The 17,020-nt window shown below is 63.6% G+C and carries 16 protein-coding genes; 10 read left to right on the forward strand and 6 right to left on the reverse strand.

The annotated features are described in order from the left end of the window. Positions 1–49 precede the first annotated feature (49 nt). A complete protein-coding gene (locus tag SA496_RS16690) occupies positions 50–1,177 on the reverse strand; it encodes an ATP-NAD kinase family protein (RefSeq protein ID WP_120650094.1) in 1,128 nt (375 codons plus the stop codon). 192 nt (positions 1,178–1,369) lie between these two features. Between SA496_RS16690 and SA496_RS16695 the strand changes: the two genes are divergently transcribed. Continuing rightward, a complete protein-coding gene (locus SA496_RS16695) occupies positions 1,370–1,546 on the forward strand; it encodes a PA1571 family protein (RefSeq protein WP_162945793.1) in 177 nt (58 codons plus the stop codon). A 35-nt stretch (positions 1,547–1,581) separates the two neighbouring features. Here SA496_RS16695 and pdxB read toward each other — a convergent pair whose 3' ends face one another. Further along, a complete protein-coding gene (pdxB, locus tag SA496_RS16700) occupies positions 1,582–2,724 on the reverse strand; it encodes a 4-phosphoerythronate dehydrogenase PdxB (RefSeq protein WP_120650093.1) in 1,143 nt (380 codons plus the stop codon). A gap of 268 nt (positions 2,725–2,992) precedes the next feature. Between pdxB and SA496_RS16705 the strand changes: the two genes are divergently transcribed. Next, positions 2,993–4,378: an MATE family efflux transporter gene (locus tag SA496_RS16705; RefSeq protein WP_330115649.1), complete on the forward strand. Its 1,386-nt coding sequence runs from the start codon at positions 2,993–2,995 to the stop codon at positions 4,376–4,378. 43 nt (positions 4,379–4,421) lie between these two features. Here the strand turns inward: SA496_RS16705 and SA496_RS16710 are convergent, their stop codons facing one another. Together SA496_RS16710 and tusA are read right to left on the reverse strand one after the other, a co-directional pair. After that, on the reverse strand, positions 4,422–4,877 hold the full coding sequence (locus tag SA496_RS16710) for a gamma-glutamylcyclotransferase family protein (protein WP_330114159.1): 456 nt from the start codon (positions 4,875–4,877) through the stop codon (positions 4,422–4,424). Beyond that, positions 4,877–5,116 carry a sulfurtransferase TusA gene (gene tusA, locus SA496_RS16715; protein WP_077526325.1) on the reverse strand — a complete coding sequence of 80 codons (240 nt, stop codon included), beginning with the start codon at positions 5,114–5,116 and terminating at the stop codon, positions 4,877–4,879. Before tusA ends, SA496_RS16710 begins: the two co-directional genes overlap by 1 nt. A gap of 167 nt (positions 5,117–5,283) precedes the next feature. Between tusA and SA496_RS16720 the strand changes: the two genes are divergently transcribed. Continuing rightward, positions 5,284–6,828: an alpha/beta hydrolase gene (locus SA496_RS16720; RefSeq protein WP_120650090.1), complete on the forward strand. Its 1,545-nt coding sequence runs from the start codon at positions 5,284–5,286 to the stop codon at positions 6,826–6,828. Between the two features lie 36 nt (positions 6,829–6,864). Further along, positions 6,865–7,032, forward strand: a complete 168-nt coding sequence (locus tag SA496_RS16725; protein WP_162945792.1) for a hypothetical protein — start codon at positions 6,865–6,867, stop codon at positions 7,030–7,032. Positions 7,033–7,082: 50 nt separating this feature from the next. Here SA496_RS16725 and rlmM read toward each other — a convergent pair whose 3' ends face one another. Then, positions 7,083–8,132 (reverse strand): 23S rRNA (cytidine(2498)-2'-O)-methyltransferase RlmM, encoded by a 1,050-nt coding sequence (gene rlmM / locus SA496_RS16730; RefSeq protein WP_120650089.1) that lies wholly within the window; start codon positions 8,130–8,132, stop codon positions 7,083–7,085. 211 nt (positions 8,133–8,343) lie between these two features. Between rlmM and acnA the strand changes: the two genes are divergently transcribed. Together acnA and SA496_RS16740 are read left to right on the forward strand one after the other, a co-directional pair. Then, the gene (gene acnA / locus SA496_RS16735; RefSeq protein ID WP_330114160.1) at positions 8,344–11,034 is read left to right on the forward strand and encodes an aconitate hydratase AcnA; all 2,691 of its coding nucleotides are present in this window, start codon (positions 8,344–8,346) and stop codon (positions 11,032–11,034) included. Positions 11,035–11,254: 220 nt separating this feature from the next. Further along, positions 11,255–12,820 carry a methyl-accepting chemotaxis protein gene (locus tag SA496_RS16740; RefSeq protein ID WP_120650087.1) on the forward strand — a complete coding sequence of 522 codons (1,566 nt, stop codon included), beginning with the start codon at positions 11,255–11,257 and terminating at the stop codon, positions 12,818–12,820. Positions 12,821–12,859: 39 nt separating this feature from the next. On the opposite strand, the gene SA496_RS16745 is transcribed toward SA496_RS16740, so the two are convergent. Then, positions 12,860–13,489: an alpha/beta family hydrolase gene (locus tag SA496_RS16745; RefSeq protein WP_120650086.1), complete on the reverse strand. Its 630-nt coding sequence runs from the start codon at positions 13,487–13,489 to the stop codon at positions 12,860–12,862. 108 nt (positions 13,490–13,597) lie between these two features. Between SA496_RS16745 and ccoN the strand changes: the two genes are divergently transcribed. From ccoN to ccoP, 4 genes are read left to right on the forward strand one after another with little or no spacing between them, the layout of a single operon-like run. After that, positions 13,598–15,034, forward strand: coding sequence for a cytochrome-c oxidase, cbb3-type subunit I (gene ccoN, locus SA496_RS16750; protein ID WP_120650085.1), 1,437 nt, complete (start codon positions 13,598–13,600; stop codon positions 15,032–15,034). Then, on the forward strand, positions 15,034–15,645 hold the full coding sequence (gene ccoO / locus SA496_RS16755; RefSeq protein ID WP_280358000.1) for a cytochrome-c oxidase, cbb3-type subunit II: 612 nt from the start codon (positions 15,034–15,036) through the stop codon (positions 15,643–15,645). The genes ccoN and ccoO overlap by 1 nt, the downstream gene beginning before the upstream one ends. Positions 15,646–15,649: 4 nt before the next feature. After that, on the forward strand, positions 15,650–15,817 hold the full coding sequence (locus tag SA496_RS16760) for a cbb3-type cytochrome oxidase subunit 3 (RefSeq protein ID WP_153922549.1): 168 nt from the start codon (positions 15,650–15,652) through the stop codon (positions 15,815–15,817). Further along, entirely contained in the window at positions 15,814–16,749 is a 936-nt protein-coding gene (gene ccoP, locus SA496_RS16765) for a cytochrome-c oxidase, cbb3-type subunit III (RefSeq protein ID WP_120650082.1), read from the forward strand. Before SA496_RS16760 ends, ccoP begins: the two co-directional genes overlap by 4 nt. Positions 16,750–17,020 lie beyond the last annotated feature (271 nt).

The following is a 17,020-nucleotide window of genomic DNA, read 5'->3' on the forward strand; positions in this document are numbered from 1 at the left end:
GAAAGTGTCGTCGATAGTATCCGATCCCCCGGGAAACCGGTGAGCGGCGTCAGCCCTCGTCGCCCCAACCGAGTGGGTAGAGCAATTCTTCCTTGTAACCGGCCCAGACACGAACCACATCTGGGAAAGCGTCGTCCAGTGCTGGATCGCCGCTGTCCACAAGCAATGGGCGGCCTTCCAAGGTGCCGAGCTTGCGCTTGGTGGCTACTACCCGGAGGTGCTCAAGGCCAATGGCACGCAGAACCCTCGGGCTGATCTGCTGGTTGCCGCGGCCGATGATATGGCCCTGGCCGCCGATGGCGGTGACCAGCAGCCGCGTGGGATGCCCGTCCACCAATTCGAACAGTTGCGCTTCGGTCACGTCACGGGCGATTACCACGCCGCTCTCGATCACATCGACGCCCAGCAGAGTCGTCTCCAGGCCCAGGTTGTCGGCCAGGCCATGGAGCGTCGAGCCCGGCCCGAACACGTAGCGCACGCCCTCTTCCCAGCTGTCATTCAGCCAGTCGGCGAGCTCCACCAGCACCAGCTCTTCCGACTCCATGCCGCCTTGCTTGACGTGCTGCATGTAGTGCCCTTCCACCGGCACCATCAATTCGCCGTACCAGCGCGCCGCCACCTTGCCGTCGCGCAGCGCTGTCTCGTCCAGGTCACGCACCTCGCCACTGGCCAGACGAACGAGGCCACCTTCCACCAATCGCCGCGCCAATTCCCCGGCGGCACGCGGGCTGATGGCATAGACGCCGGAGTGGATCTTCACCCCAGCGGGAATGCCCAGCACAGGTTGATCGTCACGAACCGCCGCGCTGACATCACGCGCGGTACCGTCACCGCCCGCGAAAAGAATCACGGCCACGCCGGCCGCCTGCAGGGCCTCGACGGCGTGGCGCGTGTCATCGGCGCAAGTCATCGGGCCATCTAGATGCCCAAGCACGCGGTGGGAAAAGCCCATCTCGGCCAGCAGGTCGGCGCCCATCGGGCCGGGGAACGTAATGAACTGAATGCGCCCGACAAGCGGCAACAGGCACTCCAGCGCGAGACGCGTACGCGCCGCCGCCCGGGGCTCGGCGCCTCTGGCCAGGGCTTCGGCGGCGACCCCGTCGCTACCCTTGAGCGCCGCTGGGCCACCCAGGCCGGCCAGCGGGTTGATGATCAGACCCATGTGGAACAGGGACATGCTTACCTCGTACTGAACTCTCGCCCCACGCAGGGGGTCCATCCACCAGGACCAGGACGCTCGCAGTTGGCATATTCGCTGCTAGTGTTTTCTGGTCTTTCGTTTTTCCGGCGCACCCTTCGCGCCGACTGTCACCGCGCGTTCATATGCTCTACCTAGACTGCGCGCAACACCTGAATGAGGAGACAGGCCATGAGCTTGCACGACAGCACTTCCGATAGCCGCGTGATCCCGCTGCAACCGCGTCGTCCCGTCGGCGGCGCGATAATCGACGCCGAAGGCCGTGAGATTCCGATTACCGAAATCATGATCCAGCGTGCCTGCCAGGAGCTTCACAAGCAGCTGGCATCCGAGCGGAGACAGGCCTGAAGCGCCTGGGCCCGGGGCAATCCCGGGCCCGTCATCTAAACCAGCTCGGCCCCCAGCGCCCGGACGATTTCCGCCAACCGCGGCGCTTCTCCCGTCAAACGTACCCGTAACCCGTCGATTTCCCGTCGCACCGGATAGTGCTTGCGCAGCGCATCGAAGGCGGCTCGGCGCTGGTGCTCGTCACCTACGAGGCTACGTCGGAAGTCCGCGTCGTCGCGGCGCGGGTCGTACACGGCCCGGCACAGGGTCGCCAGGGCCCAGTCGAGGTCGCTGCTGGCGTCCAGGGTCAGCTCCCCCAGCCAGGGCGTCGGCAGCAGCTCGTCCAGTCGCACACTTTCCGCCTGGCCGCTGAAGCGGCACCACGCCTGATAGATCTGCGCGGTACCACGCAGCTTGCCGTCGAGGCTGTAGCCGGCAATGTGGGGCGTGGCGATACGACACAGGTGTGCCAGTTCCATATCAGCCAGAGGCTCGCCTTCCCAGACGTCCAGGACCGCCCGCAGATCCTGGCGACGCCCCAGCAGGCCACGCAATGCGCGGTTGTCGACCACCGCACCCCGGCTGGCATTGACCAGCCACGCGCCTGGCCGCAGACGCTCCAGCCGCTCAGCGTCCAGTAAATGATGGGTCGGGTGATCACCACCATTGTCCAGCGGTGTGTGCAGGCTGATCGCATCGCACTCGCGGAGGATGGTCTCCAGATCGACGAAGTCGCCGCTCTCAGCCGTCTGGCGAGGCGGATCGCAAACCAGCACCCGCCAACCGAGGCCGCGCAATACCTCCACCAGGCGCCCACCCACCTGGCCGGCCCCCACGACGCCAAAGGTACGCGAGGCGAGTCGAACGCCTTCGTCCTCGGCCAGTAGCAGCAAACTGCCCAGCACATAGTCGACCACGCCGCGGGCATTGCAGCCGGGCGCGCTGGACCAGGCGATGCCCGCTTCAGCGAAATACTCAAGGTCGAGATGGTCGGTACCGATGGTGCAGGTGCCGACGAATCGCACCGGACTGCCGGCCAGGAGCGCGCGATCGACGCGGGTCACCGAGCGCACCAGCAGAAGATCGGTATCGGCAAGGGCGGCCGCATCGATGGCGCGACCCGGCAGGCGGCGGATTTCACCCAGGGCGCCGAAGAAGGCGTCGACCAGGGGGATGTTTTCGTCGGCAACAATTCGCATGGCAGGCTCCTGCAGAGAGACCGCTATTCTACGCAATCACCCAGTCCTACGCCCAAGCGGCAATCCGCTGTCCCTCTTTTCTGACCGTTGCGTCAGGGCGTAGACTAAGGCCCCCTCAGCCTCCACGTCCCGTTCCGCCGGCAGCCTCTCCTGCAAAGGCTGGGATAGTGAACCGTCGCGAGCCCGTCGCGACCAGGCAATGTCCAGATCCCTTTCAGCCACTCTCAGCATGGACACCACCGGCACGCCCGGAGGACGCCTTATCGATATGGAACTCTCAGTGAACAACGCAGAAACCCGTTTCAGCCGCGCCAGCACGGAACTGCGCGCGCTGCTCAAGCTGGCGGCGCCAATCATGATCGCCCAGCTCTCCAACACCGCCATGGGCTTCGTCGATGCCGTCATGGCCGGTCGCGTCAGCCCTCGCGACCTCGCCGCCGTGGCACTCGGCAACTCCATCTGGATCCCGGTCTTCCTCCTGATGACCGGCATCCTCCTTGCCACCACCGCCAAGGTTGCCGAGCGTTTTGGCGCCGGCAAGCAGGAAGAGATCGGCCCACTGGTGCGCCAGGGCCTCTGGCTGGCCTTGGCAGTGGGTCTCAGCGGCGCCCTGTTGCTGGTCAATGCGCGCCCGGTGCTCGAGCTGATGGGCGTGGAGCAGGAACTGATCGATCCTGCCATGGGCTACCTGCACGGTATCGCCTTCGGCTTCCCCGCCGTGGCGCTCTACTACGTACTGCGCTGCTTCAGCGATGGCCTTGGCCGCACTCGTCCAAGCATGGTGCTGGGCATCTGCGGACTGCTGCTGAACATTCCGCTGAACTACATCCTGATCTATGGCCATTTCGGCATGCCCGCACTGGGCGGGGTCGGCTGCGGCTGGGCCAGCGGCATGGTGATGTGGTTCATGCTGCTGGGCATGCTGACTTGGGTGACCCGCGCCCCGACGTACAAACCGAGCAAGCTGTTCGAGCGCTTCGACAAGCCGCAACTGTCGCTGATCAAACGCCTGCTATCGGTGGGCGTTCCCATCGGCATCGCCGTCTTCGCCGAGTCGAGCATCTTCGCCGTGATCGCCCTTCTGATCGGAGGACTGGGCGCCACCGTGGTCGCCGGTCACCAGATCGCTCTGAATTTCAGTGCGCTGATCTTCATGATCCCTTATGCGCTGGCGATGGCCGTCACCGTGCGCGTCGGCCAGGCCCTGGGCCGTGGCGATCCGCGGGCGGCACGCTTCGCGGCAGGTATTGGCATCGGTACTGCGCTGGCCTACGCCTGTATCTCGGCCAGCTTGATGCTGCTGTGCCGTGAGCTGATCGCGAAGATGTACTCCCCCGACCCGCAGGTGATCGCCGTGGCCGCAATGCTGATCGTCTACTCGGCGCTGTTCCAGTTCTCCGATGCCATCCAGGTTGCCGCGGCCGGCGCCCTGCGCGGCTATCAGGACACCCGCGCGACCATGATCATCACGCTGTTCGCCTACTGGGGAATCGGCCTACCCGTGGGCTATGCGCTCGGGCTATCCAACTGGCTGGGCCAGCCCAGCGGCCCCAAAGGGCTCTGGCAGGGCCTGGTCGTAGGTCTGACCTGCGCGGCTCTGCTGCTCAGTCTGCGACTGGCGCGCAGTGCGCGCGCGAGGATTCGCAGCAGATGATAAAGGGCCGCTTCAAGCGGCCCTTTTCCTTGCAGCGGAACTTTCACTCGTCTGGATGAGCCGGAACGGCGGCCAGGTCTTCCCAGTATGCAGGGGTCAGGAATTCGCGGCCGGCAAGCAGGTGCTCCAGGTAGCTGCGGGTCGGCCACAGACCGTCCTCGCGCATCGACGGATTGGCCACATAGACCCAGGCCGGCTGCACGCCCCCGGCGGTGACCACTGGCATGCGTTCGCGACTATAGAAGATCGGCGTGCCCTCGAAGGGGTCCATCTTCCAGATCTCATCCTCGTGCTCCAGACGGTAGAGCACACCCTCTACCACCCCGCCCCGCTGGTAGCGAATGTTGGCGTAGGAACGACCGGGACGGTCATGGGCGCGCTTGTTGAAGCACAGGGTATAGCCCTCCAGGCGCCCGGCGAGAGCTTCGCTGAATGCGAGGCCACGACTGCGCATGCGCGCCGGATTCATGTTCGAACCGTAGGCGAAGTAGAAAGACATCAGTCGGACTTCTTGCGAATCCAGTAGAAGTAGGTACCGGCTTCTTCCGACTGGTCCAGCAGCTCATGACCGAGGAAGACGCAGAACTTCGGGATGTCACGGCGCGTGGACGGGTCGGTGGCGATGACCTTGAGCAGGCCGCCAGCCGGCAGATCGCGCACTTTGTTGTGCAGCATCATCACTGGCTCTGGGCAGTTCAGGCCGGTGGCATCAAGAATGGCATCAGGCTGTTGGGACATGGGGCACTCCGAAAACTGGCGGCTATTGTGGCGCAAAGCCGGTTTCCCGCCCAGCCTTGAGGCCCTTGCTGCGACGTCCGGCCACAGCGTTGCACAACCTTGGATAGGCTCCTCCACACCGGCCACTCGGGCAAGCTGAGGCGATAATTCCTGCCAGCGGTCCTCCGATGCGCCTCGCCAACCTGCTACTCGCCCTCCTCCTACTCGGCGGCTGCGCCGCCCGCGAACAGCTCCCCGACTTCAGCGCCCTTGCCGACCGCGAGCTGCCCGCCACGCACTTCGAGACCGTCATCACCGCCCGCGACGGCACGCGGCTTTCCGCCACCGTGTTTCAACCCGCCCTCAAACCGGGTGAACAGGCCCCGTTGGTGGTGCACACCCACGGCTGGGGTGGATGGAGGGTGACCGGGCCGGAGGGTTTTTATGGTCAGCAGATGATGTCCGGACGTGCCGCGCTCAAGGCCTGGCGCGCGGGTTTCTGGGTGATCAGCTACGACCAGCGCGGCTGGGGCGGCAGTGACGGCAACATCCAGATGATGGACCCGCGCTACGAGGTACAGGATGCACTGGCCGTCATCGACTGGGCCGTCAGCCATCTGCCGCGCCTGAGCATGGACGGCCCTGGTGACCCACGTGTCGGCATGCTGGGCGAAAGCTATGGCGGCGCCGTGCAATTGCTGGCCTCGGCGGAAGATCCGCGCATCAACGCCATCGTCCCCATCGCCACCTGGTACGACTTGTCCGAGGCCCTGGCACCCGGCGGACACATGAAAGTGGGTTGGACCGGCGTATTGCTAGGCCTCGGCCTTGCCACTGGCTACGACCTGGGCAAGTTCACCCAGGCCCCTTACTTGAGAAGCGCAAGCGGTGAGATGACGCCCCAGGTACAGGCCGAGCTCAAGGCACACAGCCTCGCGAGCTATTGCCAGCGCGGCCAGCGCCCCCATGCCGACGCGCTGCTGATTCAGGGAATGCGGGACACGCTTTTCCCGCTCGACCAGGGCCTGGCCATCCGCGAATGCCTGCACAAAGGTGAGGCCGATGTGCGCCTGCTGGGGATGCAGGGTGGGCACATCCTGCCACCCCCGCTTCAGCGCTGGAGCGGCCTGCCGCCGTTCAACAACGAGCCGGTCCTGCATTGTGGCGATCGCGCCATCAACCTCTATCAGGCGGTGGTCGCCTGGTACGAGGACAAGCTGCGTGGGCGGCCAGGGGCCGCTGACAGCGTGCCGAATCTCTGTCTCAGTCTCGACCTTGACCATGGACTGGCGCTGAATCAACTTCCCCAGGCTGGAGCGCCGCAGCCCCTGCCGGAAACTCGAATCCGACCGCTGACCAGCGGCTGGCTCAGACCATCCAGCTTCATTCCCCTGCGCAAAGTCGACGTAGCCAGCGGATTGGTGGGCAGCGTGCACCTGGAGTTGGATCGCAAAGCCGATGCGCCACTGCTGTTCGCTTCGCTGGCGGTAAGACGTGTCGGCGGAAAGCTAGAAGCACTCAGCGAACAGAGCACTCCGATCAATGCTCGCCAGGTGGACCTCGCTGCCTCCAGCGCCCTGCTCCAGCCCGGCGATGAACTGGGCCTGCAGGTCAGTGGTTTCAGCGGCCAGTACCTGTTCAACAGTTCCTGGAGTCTGCGCGTGACGACGTTGAAAGGCCTCGTCAGCCTGCCGCCGCTATTACCCCTGGATGCACCACTCGCCAGCCAGTGAAAGGCGGTGCAGCATGGAGCTTTGCGGGAGCTCGCCATGCCTGAATCCCCTGAACGCAACTGGTGCGTCAAGCGGCTGGATGAAAACGGCAACGTATTCGTTTTGCGTGCCGGGCTGCGCCGCGATGAAGCCGAACAGCTGATGGCGGAGTATCAGGCGCGAGGGCACAAGCAGAGTTACTGGGTGGAGCGGATGGAACTGTAGGGGTGAATTCACTCCCCCCTACAAGAGGACGCCCGAATCTGGAACTGGCCCTACAGCCTGCGGAGATGGCACGTCACTTCCTCGCGGTCGTGATAGAGCTGCTTGCAGTCGATGGACACCTTCAGGCCCCTGCCCTTCATGCCAGCCTCGATACGCGCCAGCAACTTCTGCACTTCGGCATAGCGCTGCTTCATCGGCAGCTTGAGGTTGACCACGGCCTCCTGGCACCAGCCCTCGCCGAGCCAGGTCTCGATCATCGCGGCGGTGCGGGCGGGTTTTTCAACGATGTCACACACCATCCAGTTAACCGGCCGGCGCGGCTTGAAGGTGAAACCATCGGCGCGTTGATGCTCGACGAAGCCGGAGTACATAAGGCTTTCCGCCATAGGACCGTTGTCGACGGCGGTGACCTTGATTTCCCGCTGCACCAGTTGCCAGGTCCAGCCACCCGGCGCGGCGCCCAGGTCGACGGCCGTCATTCCCGGCGCCAGGCGTGCATCCCACTGGTTACGCGGGATGAACTGGTGCCAGGCTTCCTCCAGCTTGAGGGTGGAGCGGCTCGGGGCCTCTCTGGGAAATTTCAGGCGCGGGATACCCATCGGCCAGAGCGCCGAGTTGTTCGACTCGGCCAGGCCGACGAAGGCCTGACGGCCGCTGCGGAAAGTCAGCAGCAGTCGTGGCAGCTGCGGATCGTCCTTGAGTTTGCCGGCCTTGGTCAGTGCGGCACGCAAGGGTTTCTCGAACTTGCGGCAGAAAGTCGACAGCTCCTTGCCGTCGTTGGTGTCCAGCACCTCCAGCCAGAGACTGCCGCACACCGGGTAAGCGGCCAGCGCCTCCAGCAGCACGCCGATGCGGTCGGTTTCCGGTAGGTCGACGTACTCACCACGCGCCCACTGACGCGGGAAGATCAACTGACTGAAGCGCACTTTGCGCATCAGCCGTTCGGCGCCACCGGGCTCGCTGCAGACGAATTCGGCGCAGGCGCTCTGCGGCTTGGCCCGGGAGTAACCGGCCACATCGAGGCGGGCGGCGTGATCGGTCATTTCGGCGCAGACCTCGCCCTCGAAACCGGGGCGGCAGTGCAACAGCAAGGTGTTCATCGGGTTTCCTCCTGGGCGCGCACTATAGTTGCGCACCGTCCGTTTTCACACAGCCCAGGAAGTAATTTCCTACAGCCGGATACAGCCACAGGGGAACCCTATTTCCACCTGACGGTCGGCTGAAATGGCAAGACCCGCCAAGCAGAGCTAGGGTTTTAGCTTCCGTACGAGCAGCCGGCCCATGCCGTGTGGGCCTCAAGGAGTAATCCCGATGCCTTCCCTGGATAGCCTGAACTGCCGCCGCAGCCTGGAAATCGCCGGCAAGACCTACCACTACTTCAGCCTGCCCGAGGCAGCCAAGCGCCTAGGCGCGATCGACAGACTGCCCATGTCGATGAAGGTGCTGCTGGAAAACCTTTTGCGCTGGGAGGACGACGAAACGGTCAGTGCCGCCGATCTCAAGGCAATGGCGGACTGGCTGGGTCCGCGCAGCTCGGATCGCGAAATCCAGTACCGCCCCGCGCGCGTGCTGATGCAGGACTTCACCGGGGTTCCCGCAGTTGTCGACCTCGCCGCCATGCGCGCCGCCGTGGCCGCAGCAGGTGGCGACCCACAACGGATCAACCCGCTTTCGCCGGTGGATCTGGTGATCGACCACTCGGTGATGGTGGACCGCTTCGCCTCCCAGATGGCCTTCGAGCAGAACGTCGAGATCGAGATGCAGCGCAACGGCGAACGCTATGCCTTCCTCCGCTGGGGTCAGCGAGCCTTCGACAACTTCAGCGTGGTGCCTCCGGGCACTGGCATCTGCCATCAGGTCAACCTCGAATACCTTGCCCGCACGGTCTGGACCCGTGAAGAAGACGGGCTCACCTATGCCTTCCCGGACACTCTGGTCGGCACCGACTCCCACACCACCATGATCAACGGCCTGGGCGTGCTCGGCTGGGGGGTTGGTGGCATCGAAGCGGAGGCAGCCATGCTCGGCCAGCCGGTGTCGATGCTGATTCCCGAGGTGATCGGATTCAAACTCACCGGCAAGCTGCGTGAAGGCATTACCGCAACCGACCTGGTGCTCACCGTCACGCAGATGCTCCGCAAGAAAGGCGTCGTGGGAAAATTCGTCGAATTCCATGGTGACGGCCTGGCCGACCTCCCCCTGGCCGATCGCGCCACCATCGCCAACATGGCCCCGGAGTACGGCGCCACCTGCGGCTTCTTCCCGGTGGACGACATCACCCTGGGTTACCTCCGCCTGTCCGGCCGGCCGGAGGAAACCGTGCAATTGGTGGAGGCCTACAGCAAGGTCCAGGGTCTGTGGCGGGAACCGGGCCATCAACCGGTATTCACCGATTCGCTGTCGCTGGATCTCGGCAGCGTCGAGGCCAGCCTGGCCGGTCCCCGACGCCCGCAGGACCGCGTGCCTCTACCCAATGTGCCCGCGGCGTTCAGCGAATTGCTGGACCTACAGCTCAAGCCGGCCGGCACCACAGTCGCTGGAAGCGTCAGCGTGACGCTGGATGACGGCGAGCGATTCGACCTGGAAGACGGCGCCGTGGTCATCGCCGCCATCACCTCCTGCACCAACACCTCCAACCCCAGCGTGATGATGGCCGCCGGTCTGGTCGCGAAAAAGGCGGTGGAAAAGGGCCTGAGCCGAAAGCCCTGGGTCAAATCCTCACTTGCACCCGGCTCCAAGGTGGTGACCGAGTATTTTCGTGCTGCCGGCCTCACGCCCTACCTGGACCAGCTCGGCTTCAACCTGGTGGGTTACGGCTGCACCACCTGCATCGGCAACTCCGGCCCCCTGCTGGAGCCCATAGAGCAAGCCATCCAGCAAGCGGACCTCACCGTCGCCTCGGTGCTGTCCGGCAACCGCAACTTCGAGGGCCGGGTGCACCCCTTGGTAAAAGCCAACTGGCTCGCCTCTCCGCCCCTCGTGGTTGCCTACGCTCTGGCCGGCAGCGTGCGCCTGGACCTCGCCAGCCAGCCCCTTGGCGTGGGCGGGGATGGTCAACCGGTCTACCTCAAGGACATCTGGCCGAGCCAGCAGGAAATCGCCGCAGCTATCCAGAAGGTGGATACCGCGATGTTCCGCAAGGAGTACGCCGCAGTCTTCACCGGCGACGAGAAGTGGCAATCGATAGCGGTACCGGAGTCCGACACCTATGCCTGGCAGGCCGACTCAACCTACATACAGCACCCACCCTTCTTCGCTGATATTACCGGCGCACCGCCGAAGGTGGAGGACGTTCGCCAGGCACGCATCCTCGCCCTGCTGGGCGACTCGGTGACCACCGACCACATCTCGCCCGCCGGCAATATCAAGGCCGACAGTCCGGCCGGGCGTTACCTGCGCGAGCATGGTGTGGCTCCGGCGGACTTCAACTCCTACGGTTCACGGCGCGGAAATCATGAAGTGATGATGCGCGGGACCTTCGCCAATATCCGCATCCGCAACGAGATGCTCGGCGGCGAGGAAGGCGGCAACACCCTGCACGTGCCCAGTGGCGAGAAGTTGGCCATCTACGACGCCGCCATGCGCTACCAGTCCGAAGGCACGTCGCTGGTGATAGTCGCCGGCAAGGAATACGGCACCGGCTCCTCCCGCGACTGGGCCGCCAAGGGCACCAACCTACTGGGGATCAAGGCAGTCATCGCCGAGAGTTTCGAGCGCATCCACCGCTCCAACCTCGTGGGCATGGGCGTGCTGCCGCTGCAATTCAAGAACGGCCAGGATCGCAAGACGCTCAACCTTACCGGCAAGGAAACCCTGGCCATCAGTGGCCTGGATAGCGCCAGCCTGCGCCCGCACATGGACCTCATCCTGGAAGTCACCCGCGAGGACGGTTCGAAGGACCGAACCGAACTGCTCTGCCGCATCGATACCCTGAATGAAGTGGAGTACTTCAAGGCCGGCGGCATCCTTCACTACGTGCTGCGACAGTTGCTCGCCGGCTGACACGCCCAACGCGTCTGCGCAAAGCCCCGGAAGCTGAGCACCTTGCTCTCCGGGGCCTTGGCCCCTGCCCCAGTGCCTGGGCGAGCGGGGTAATCGAACCGCTCCCGCAAGGCAATCGGGCAGTCGGATCCGCAATCCGGGTAGACTGGCGCCCAAAATAAAAGGCTCAACCTTAGGGCGTAGATGCCGATAGAAGCTGTAAGCCTTGCGGAAGGAAACCATGAGAAACAATCAGCCCATCACCCAGCGGGAACGCAGTTTCCCCGTCGAACAACGCCTGATTTCCACTACGGACAGCAAGGGCGTCATCACCTATGTCAACGAGGCGTTCGTCGAGATCAGCGGATACAGCCGCGACGAACTGCTTCGGTCCCCACACAACCTGGTGCGTCACCCTGACGTACCGCCCGCCGTGTTCGCCCATATGTGGACCACCCTGAAGAAGGGTCGTCCATGGATGGGGGTCGTGAAGAATCGCTGCAAGAATGGCGACCACTACTGGGTGAATGCTTACGTCACACCCATATTCGAAGGCAACCAAGTCACTGGCTACGAGTCCGTGCGGATCAGACCCACAGCTGAACAAGTGCGTCGCGCCGAAGCCCTCTACCAGCGCCTGAACACCGGCAAGGCGGCCATCCCCAGCCGTGACAAGTGGTTGCCAGTACTCCAGGACTGGCTGCCCTTCATCCTCATCAGCCAGGTCGGTTTCCTGATCGGCGCCTGGCTGAACTCCCACTGGGGCTTCCTCCTCGCCGCACTGCTTTCTGTACCGCTGGGCCTGACTGGACTCGCCTGGCAGAACCGCGGAATCAAGCGCCTGTTGCACCTGGCCGAGCAAACCACCTCGGACCCGCTGATCGCTCAGATGTATACCGACAGCCGAGGCGTCCAGGCGCGCCTGGAAATGGCCATGCTCAGCCAGGAAGCACGCCTTAAGACCTGCCTGACGCGTCTACAGGACACCGCGGAACACCTGACCCAGCAGGCTCGAGAGGCCGACACCCTGGCCCACAACAGCTCCGAAGGGCTGGAGCGCCAACGCGTGGAAACCGAACAGGTGGCCACCGCGGTGAACCAGATGGCCGCCACCACCCAGGAAGTGGCCAACAATGTGCAGCGCACCGCCGATGCCACCCAGGAGGCCAACCGCCTGACCAGCCAGGGCCGCAACATCGCCGCTGAAACCCGCGAGGCCATCCAGCGCCTCTCACAATCTGTGGGCGAGACCGGCGAAACCGTCACGCGCCTGGCCCAGGACAGCAACGAGATCGGTGGTGTCGTGGATGTGATCAAAGGCATCGCCGACCAAACCAACCTGCTGGCACTGAACGCCGCAATCGAGGCCGCGCGGGCAGGTGAAATGGGCCGCGGCTTTGCAGTCGTCGCCGACGAGGTACGCCAACTGGCCCAGCGCACTGCGGAATCCACGGGGCAGATCCATCAATTAATCGCCCAACTGCAAAAGACCGCCGAGGAGGCCGTGCATACCATGGAAAACGGTCGTCGCCAGGCAGACGAAGGCGTTGAGCGCGTGCTCCAGGCCGACCAGGCGCTGGTGGGCATCAGCGAGGCGGTGGCCAACATCGCGGACATGGCTGACCAGATCGCTGCAGCAACGGAAGAACAGAGCGCAGTGGCCGAGCAGATCAACCAGAGCATCAGCAGCATTGCCCAACTGGCCGACCAAACCTCTGGAGAGGCTCAACGCACGGCGTTGCTCAGCGAGGAACTCACCCACACGGCACAGGGTCAGTACTCCCTGGTGGACAGGTTCAATCGTTGAAGCAACCAGGAAGGGCGCCAGATGGCGCCCCTCTTCATTTCAGGGCTTGCACACCCCGGACAGGAAGGCCGCGACCGCATCTGCAGCCGTGTCCAGGTGCTGCTCATGGGTCAGGCCCGACGCCTTGAGGGGCTTCAAGTCGTGGTCCGCTGCTGCCAGCCAGTGCATGCCAATGGCATCCGACAGGCCGTACCCCGCCACTGTCAGACGATCGCCCATGGGGTCACGCTCACCCTGGAGGATCAGCGTCGAAGTTTTCAGGTCAGCCAGATGGGCCACACGGGGTTTGTCCGCCTTGCCTACGGCATGGAATGGATATCCCAGGCAGACCAGCGCGGGAGCGCCCAGCTCATCGGCCAGCAGGCTGGCCATCCGCCCTCCCATGGACTTGCCGCCTATGGCCAGGGGCCCTGTGACTTGCTGTCGCACGAGGGCGTGAACCTCCCGCCAGCAGTTCAGTAGCTGGGGCTGGGGATTCGGTGGTCGGCGACGGCCATCTTCGCGTCGTGCGGCCATGTAGGGAAACTCGAAGCGGGCCACTGCAACACCGCGCGCGGCAAGCCTTTGCGCCATGTCATCCATGAACGGGCTATCCATGGGGGCCCCGGCGCCATGGGCCAGGATCAAGGTGTGCGAAGCCGGGCCTTCAGGCCTGTTCCACAAAAGCATTCAGACTTCTCCGTCGAATATGGGCGATTGATCCAGATCAATAGCCTCCAAATGGGCTTTCACCATGCTTGCCGCGCAATCCAAAAACCGTGGACGGAAGCCCATAAAATGAGCACAGCAAGCAGTACCGCCTATAACTACAAGGTGGTCCGCCAATTCGCCATCATGACGGTGGTTTGGGGAATAGTCGGGATGGGGCTCGGCGTTCTCATTGCCGCACAATTGGCCTGGCCGGAACTAAACTTCAACCTTCCCTGGACGAGCTTCGGCCGATTGCGCCCACTGCACACCAACGCAGTGATCTTCGCATTTGGCGGATGCGCTCTATTCGCCACCAGCTACTACGCCGTTCAGCGTACCAGCCAGACCCGCCTGATTTCCGACAAGCTTGCCGCCTTCACCTTCTGGGGCTGGCAACTGGTGATCGTGCTGGCCGCGATCAGCCTGCCGATGGGCTGGACCAGCTCGAAAGAATACGCCGAGCTGGAATGGCCGATCGACATTCTGATCACCATTGTCTGGGTCAGCTACGCCATCGTCTTCTTCGGGACCGTGGTGAAGCGCAAGACCAAACACATCTACGTGGGCAACTGGTTCTTCGGTGGCTTCATCCTCACCGTCGCCATCCTCCACCTGGTGAACAACCTCGAAATCCCGGTCACCCTGACCAAGTCCTACTCGCTTTACTCGGGAGCCACCGACGCCATGATCCAGTGGTGGTACGGCCACAACGCCGTGGGCTTCTTCCTCACCGCTGGCTTCCTGGGGATGATGTATTACTTCGTGCCCAAGCAAGCCGAGCGCCCGGTGTACTCCTACCGCCTGTCCATCGTGCACTTCTGGGCACTGATCGCGGTTTACATCTGGGCTGGTCCGCACCACCTGCACTACACCGCCCTGCCGGACTGGGCCCAGTCCCTTGGCATGGTGATGTCCCTGGTGCTGCTGGCCCCGAGCTGGGGCGGCATGATCAACGGCATGATGACCCTCTCCGGGGCCTGGCATAAGCTGCGTTCCGACCCCATCCTGCGCTTCCTGGTGGTATCCCTGGCCTTCTACGGCATGTCCACCTTCGAAGGCCCGATGATGGCCATCAAGACCGTCAACGCGCTGTCCCACTACACAGACTGGACCATCGGCCACGTACACGCCGGCGCCCTCGGCTGGGTCGCAATGGTGTCCATCGGCTCGCTGTACCACCTGATTCCGAAGGTGTTCGGTCGCGAGCAGATGTACAGCACCGGCCTGATCAACGCCCATTTCTGGTTGGCCACCATCGGTACCGTTCTGTACATCGCCTCCATGTGGGTCAACGGCATCACCCAGGGCTTGATGTGGCGCGCGGTCAACGAAGACGGCACCCTCACCTACTCCTTCGTCGAAGCGCTGGAAGCCAGCCACCCCGGCTTCGTGGTACGAGTGATCGGCGGCGCCATCTTCTTTAGCGGCATGTTCCTCATGGCCTGGAACACCTGGCGCACCGTGAAGGCCTCCGAGCCCGCCGAATACGACGCTGCTGCGCAGATCCCGCAAGGAGCCCATTGATGAAACAGCACGAGAAACTCGAAAAGAACGTCGGTCTCCTGGCGCTGTTCATGATCCTGGCGGTCAGCATCGGCGGCCTGGTGCAGATCGTGCCGCTGTTCTTCCAGGACGTGACCAACACACCAGTGGAAGGCATGAAGCCCTACACCGCCCTGCAACTGGAAGGCCGTGACATCTACATCCGCGAAGGCTGCGTTGGCTGCCACTCGCAGATGATCCGTCCGTTCCGTGCCGAAACCGAGCGGTACGGCCACTACTCCGTTGCAGGCGAAAGTGTCTGGGATCACCCCTTCCTGTGGGGCTCCAAGCGTACCGGCCCGGACCTGGCCCGTGTTGGTGCCCGCTACTCGGACGACTGGCACCGTGCCCACCTGTACAACCCGCGCAACGTAGTGCCGGAATCGAAGATGCCCGCCTACCCTTGGCTCGTGGAGAACACCCTGGACGGCAAAGACACGGCCGCCAAGGTCCGCGCCATGCAGACCCTCGGCGTGCCCTACAGCGACGAAGACGTCGCGGGCGCCCAGGCTGCGGTCAAGGGCAAGACCGAAATGGACGCCCTGGTCGCCTACCTGCAGGTACTGGGGACCAGCCTGAAAAACAAGAGGTAAGTCCATGGACATCGGAACCCTGCGTGGCCTTGGCACCCTGCTGGTGCTGATCGCCACCCTCGGAGTGATCTGCTGGGCCTACAGCGGGAAACGCAAGTCCAGCTTCGACGAGGCTGCCAATCTGCCCTTCGCCGACGATGACCGGAACGATTCTAGGAGCAATCGCGCATGACCACTTTCTGGAGCTGGTACATCTCCCTGCTCACCATATTCACCTTGCTGGCACTGCTCTGGCTGATCTTCGCCACCCGCAGGGGCGAGTCCAAGGGCACCACCGATAAGACCATGGGACACGCCTTCGACGGCATCGAGGAATATGACAACCCTCTACCCAAGTGGTGGTTCCTGCTGTTCGTCGGCACCCTGATCTTCGCCGTCGGCTACCTGGTCATGTACCCGGGCCTGGGGAACTGGAAAGGCCTGTTCCCCGGTTACGCCGAAGGCTGGACCCAGGAGGGCCAATGGCAGCGCGAAGTGAACAAGGCCGAACAACAGTACGGACCGATCTTCGCCCGCTACTCGGCCATGTCCATCGAAGAAGTAGCCCAGGACCCGCAGGCGATGAAGATGGGCGGACGCCTGTTCGCCACCTACTGCTCGATCTGCCATGGCTCGGATGCCAAAGGCGCCATGGGTTTCCCGAACCTCGCCGACAACAACTGGCGCTGGGGAGGCGAAGCGGAAACCATCAAAACGACCATTCTCCATGGTCGCATCGCTGCCATGCCGGCCTGGGGCGAAGTGCTGGGTGACGAAGGCGTGAAGAACGTCGCTGCCTATGTGCGACAGGACCTGGCAGGCTTGAATCTGCCGGAAGGCACCAAGGCTGACCCGGAAGCCGGCAAGGCACTCTTCGCGAGTACCTGCGTTGCCTGTCATGGCGCCGAAGGCAAGGGCACTGAAGCCATGGGGGCGCCTGACCTGACTCACCCGGCCGGCTGGATCTACGGCTCGAGCCTCGCCCAACTGCAACAGACCATTCGCCACGGCCGCAATGGCCAGATGCCCGCACAGCAAGAGTACCTGGGCCAGGACAAGGTCCATGTACTCGCTGCTTACATCTACAGCCTGTCCCGAAAGGACCAGGAGTTAGCGATCAAGTAATAGGAAAGCTGGGGTGGTGCAAGGAAGCGCCGCTCCAACCTGGCAGCCAGGCCGCAAGGCCGAACTGCATGCCGCGCAAAAAGGCACCCTGAGCCGGGTACCTGGGACACAGGGAAGTGTCCACCCCTTCCTTTATATAGTGCGACCCAGTGTCGCACCTCTCCGACCAGTAGCACCCTCGCCCATTTGACATCGACTAAGCTGCTTTTCAGTCGCTACTTGTCACAACTCCAAGGCGATCCCTCCAGCCACGCAACACCCCTGGCGTCGA

The sequence above is a fragment of the Pseudomonas sp. JS3066 genome (genome assembly GCF_036328175.1).
Taxonomy (GTDB): domain Bacteria; phylum Pseudomonadota; class Gammaproteobacteria; order Pseudomonadales; family Pseudomonadaceae; genus Metapseudomonas.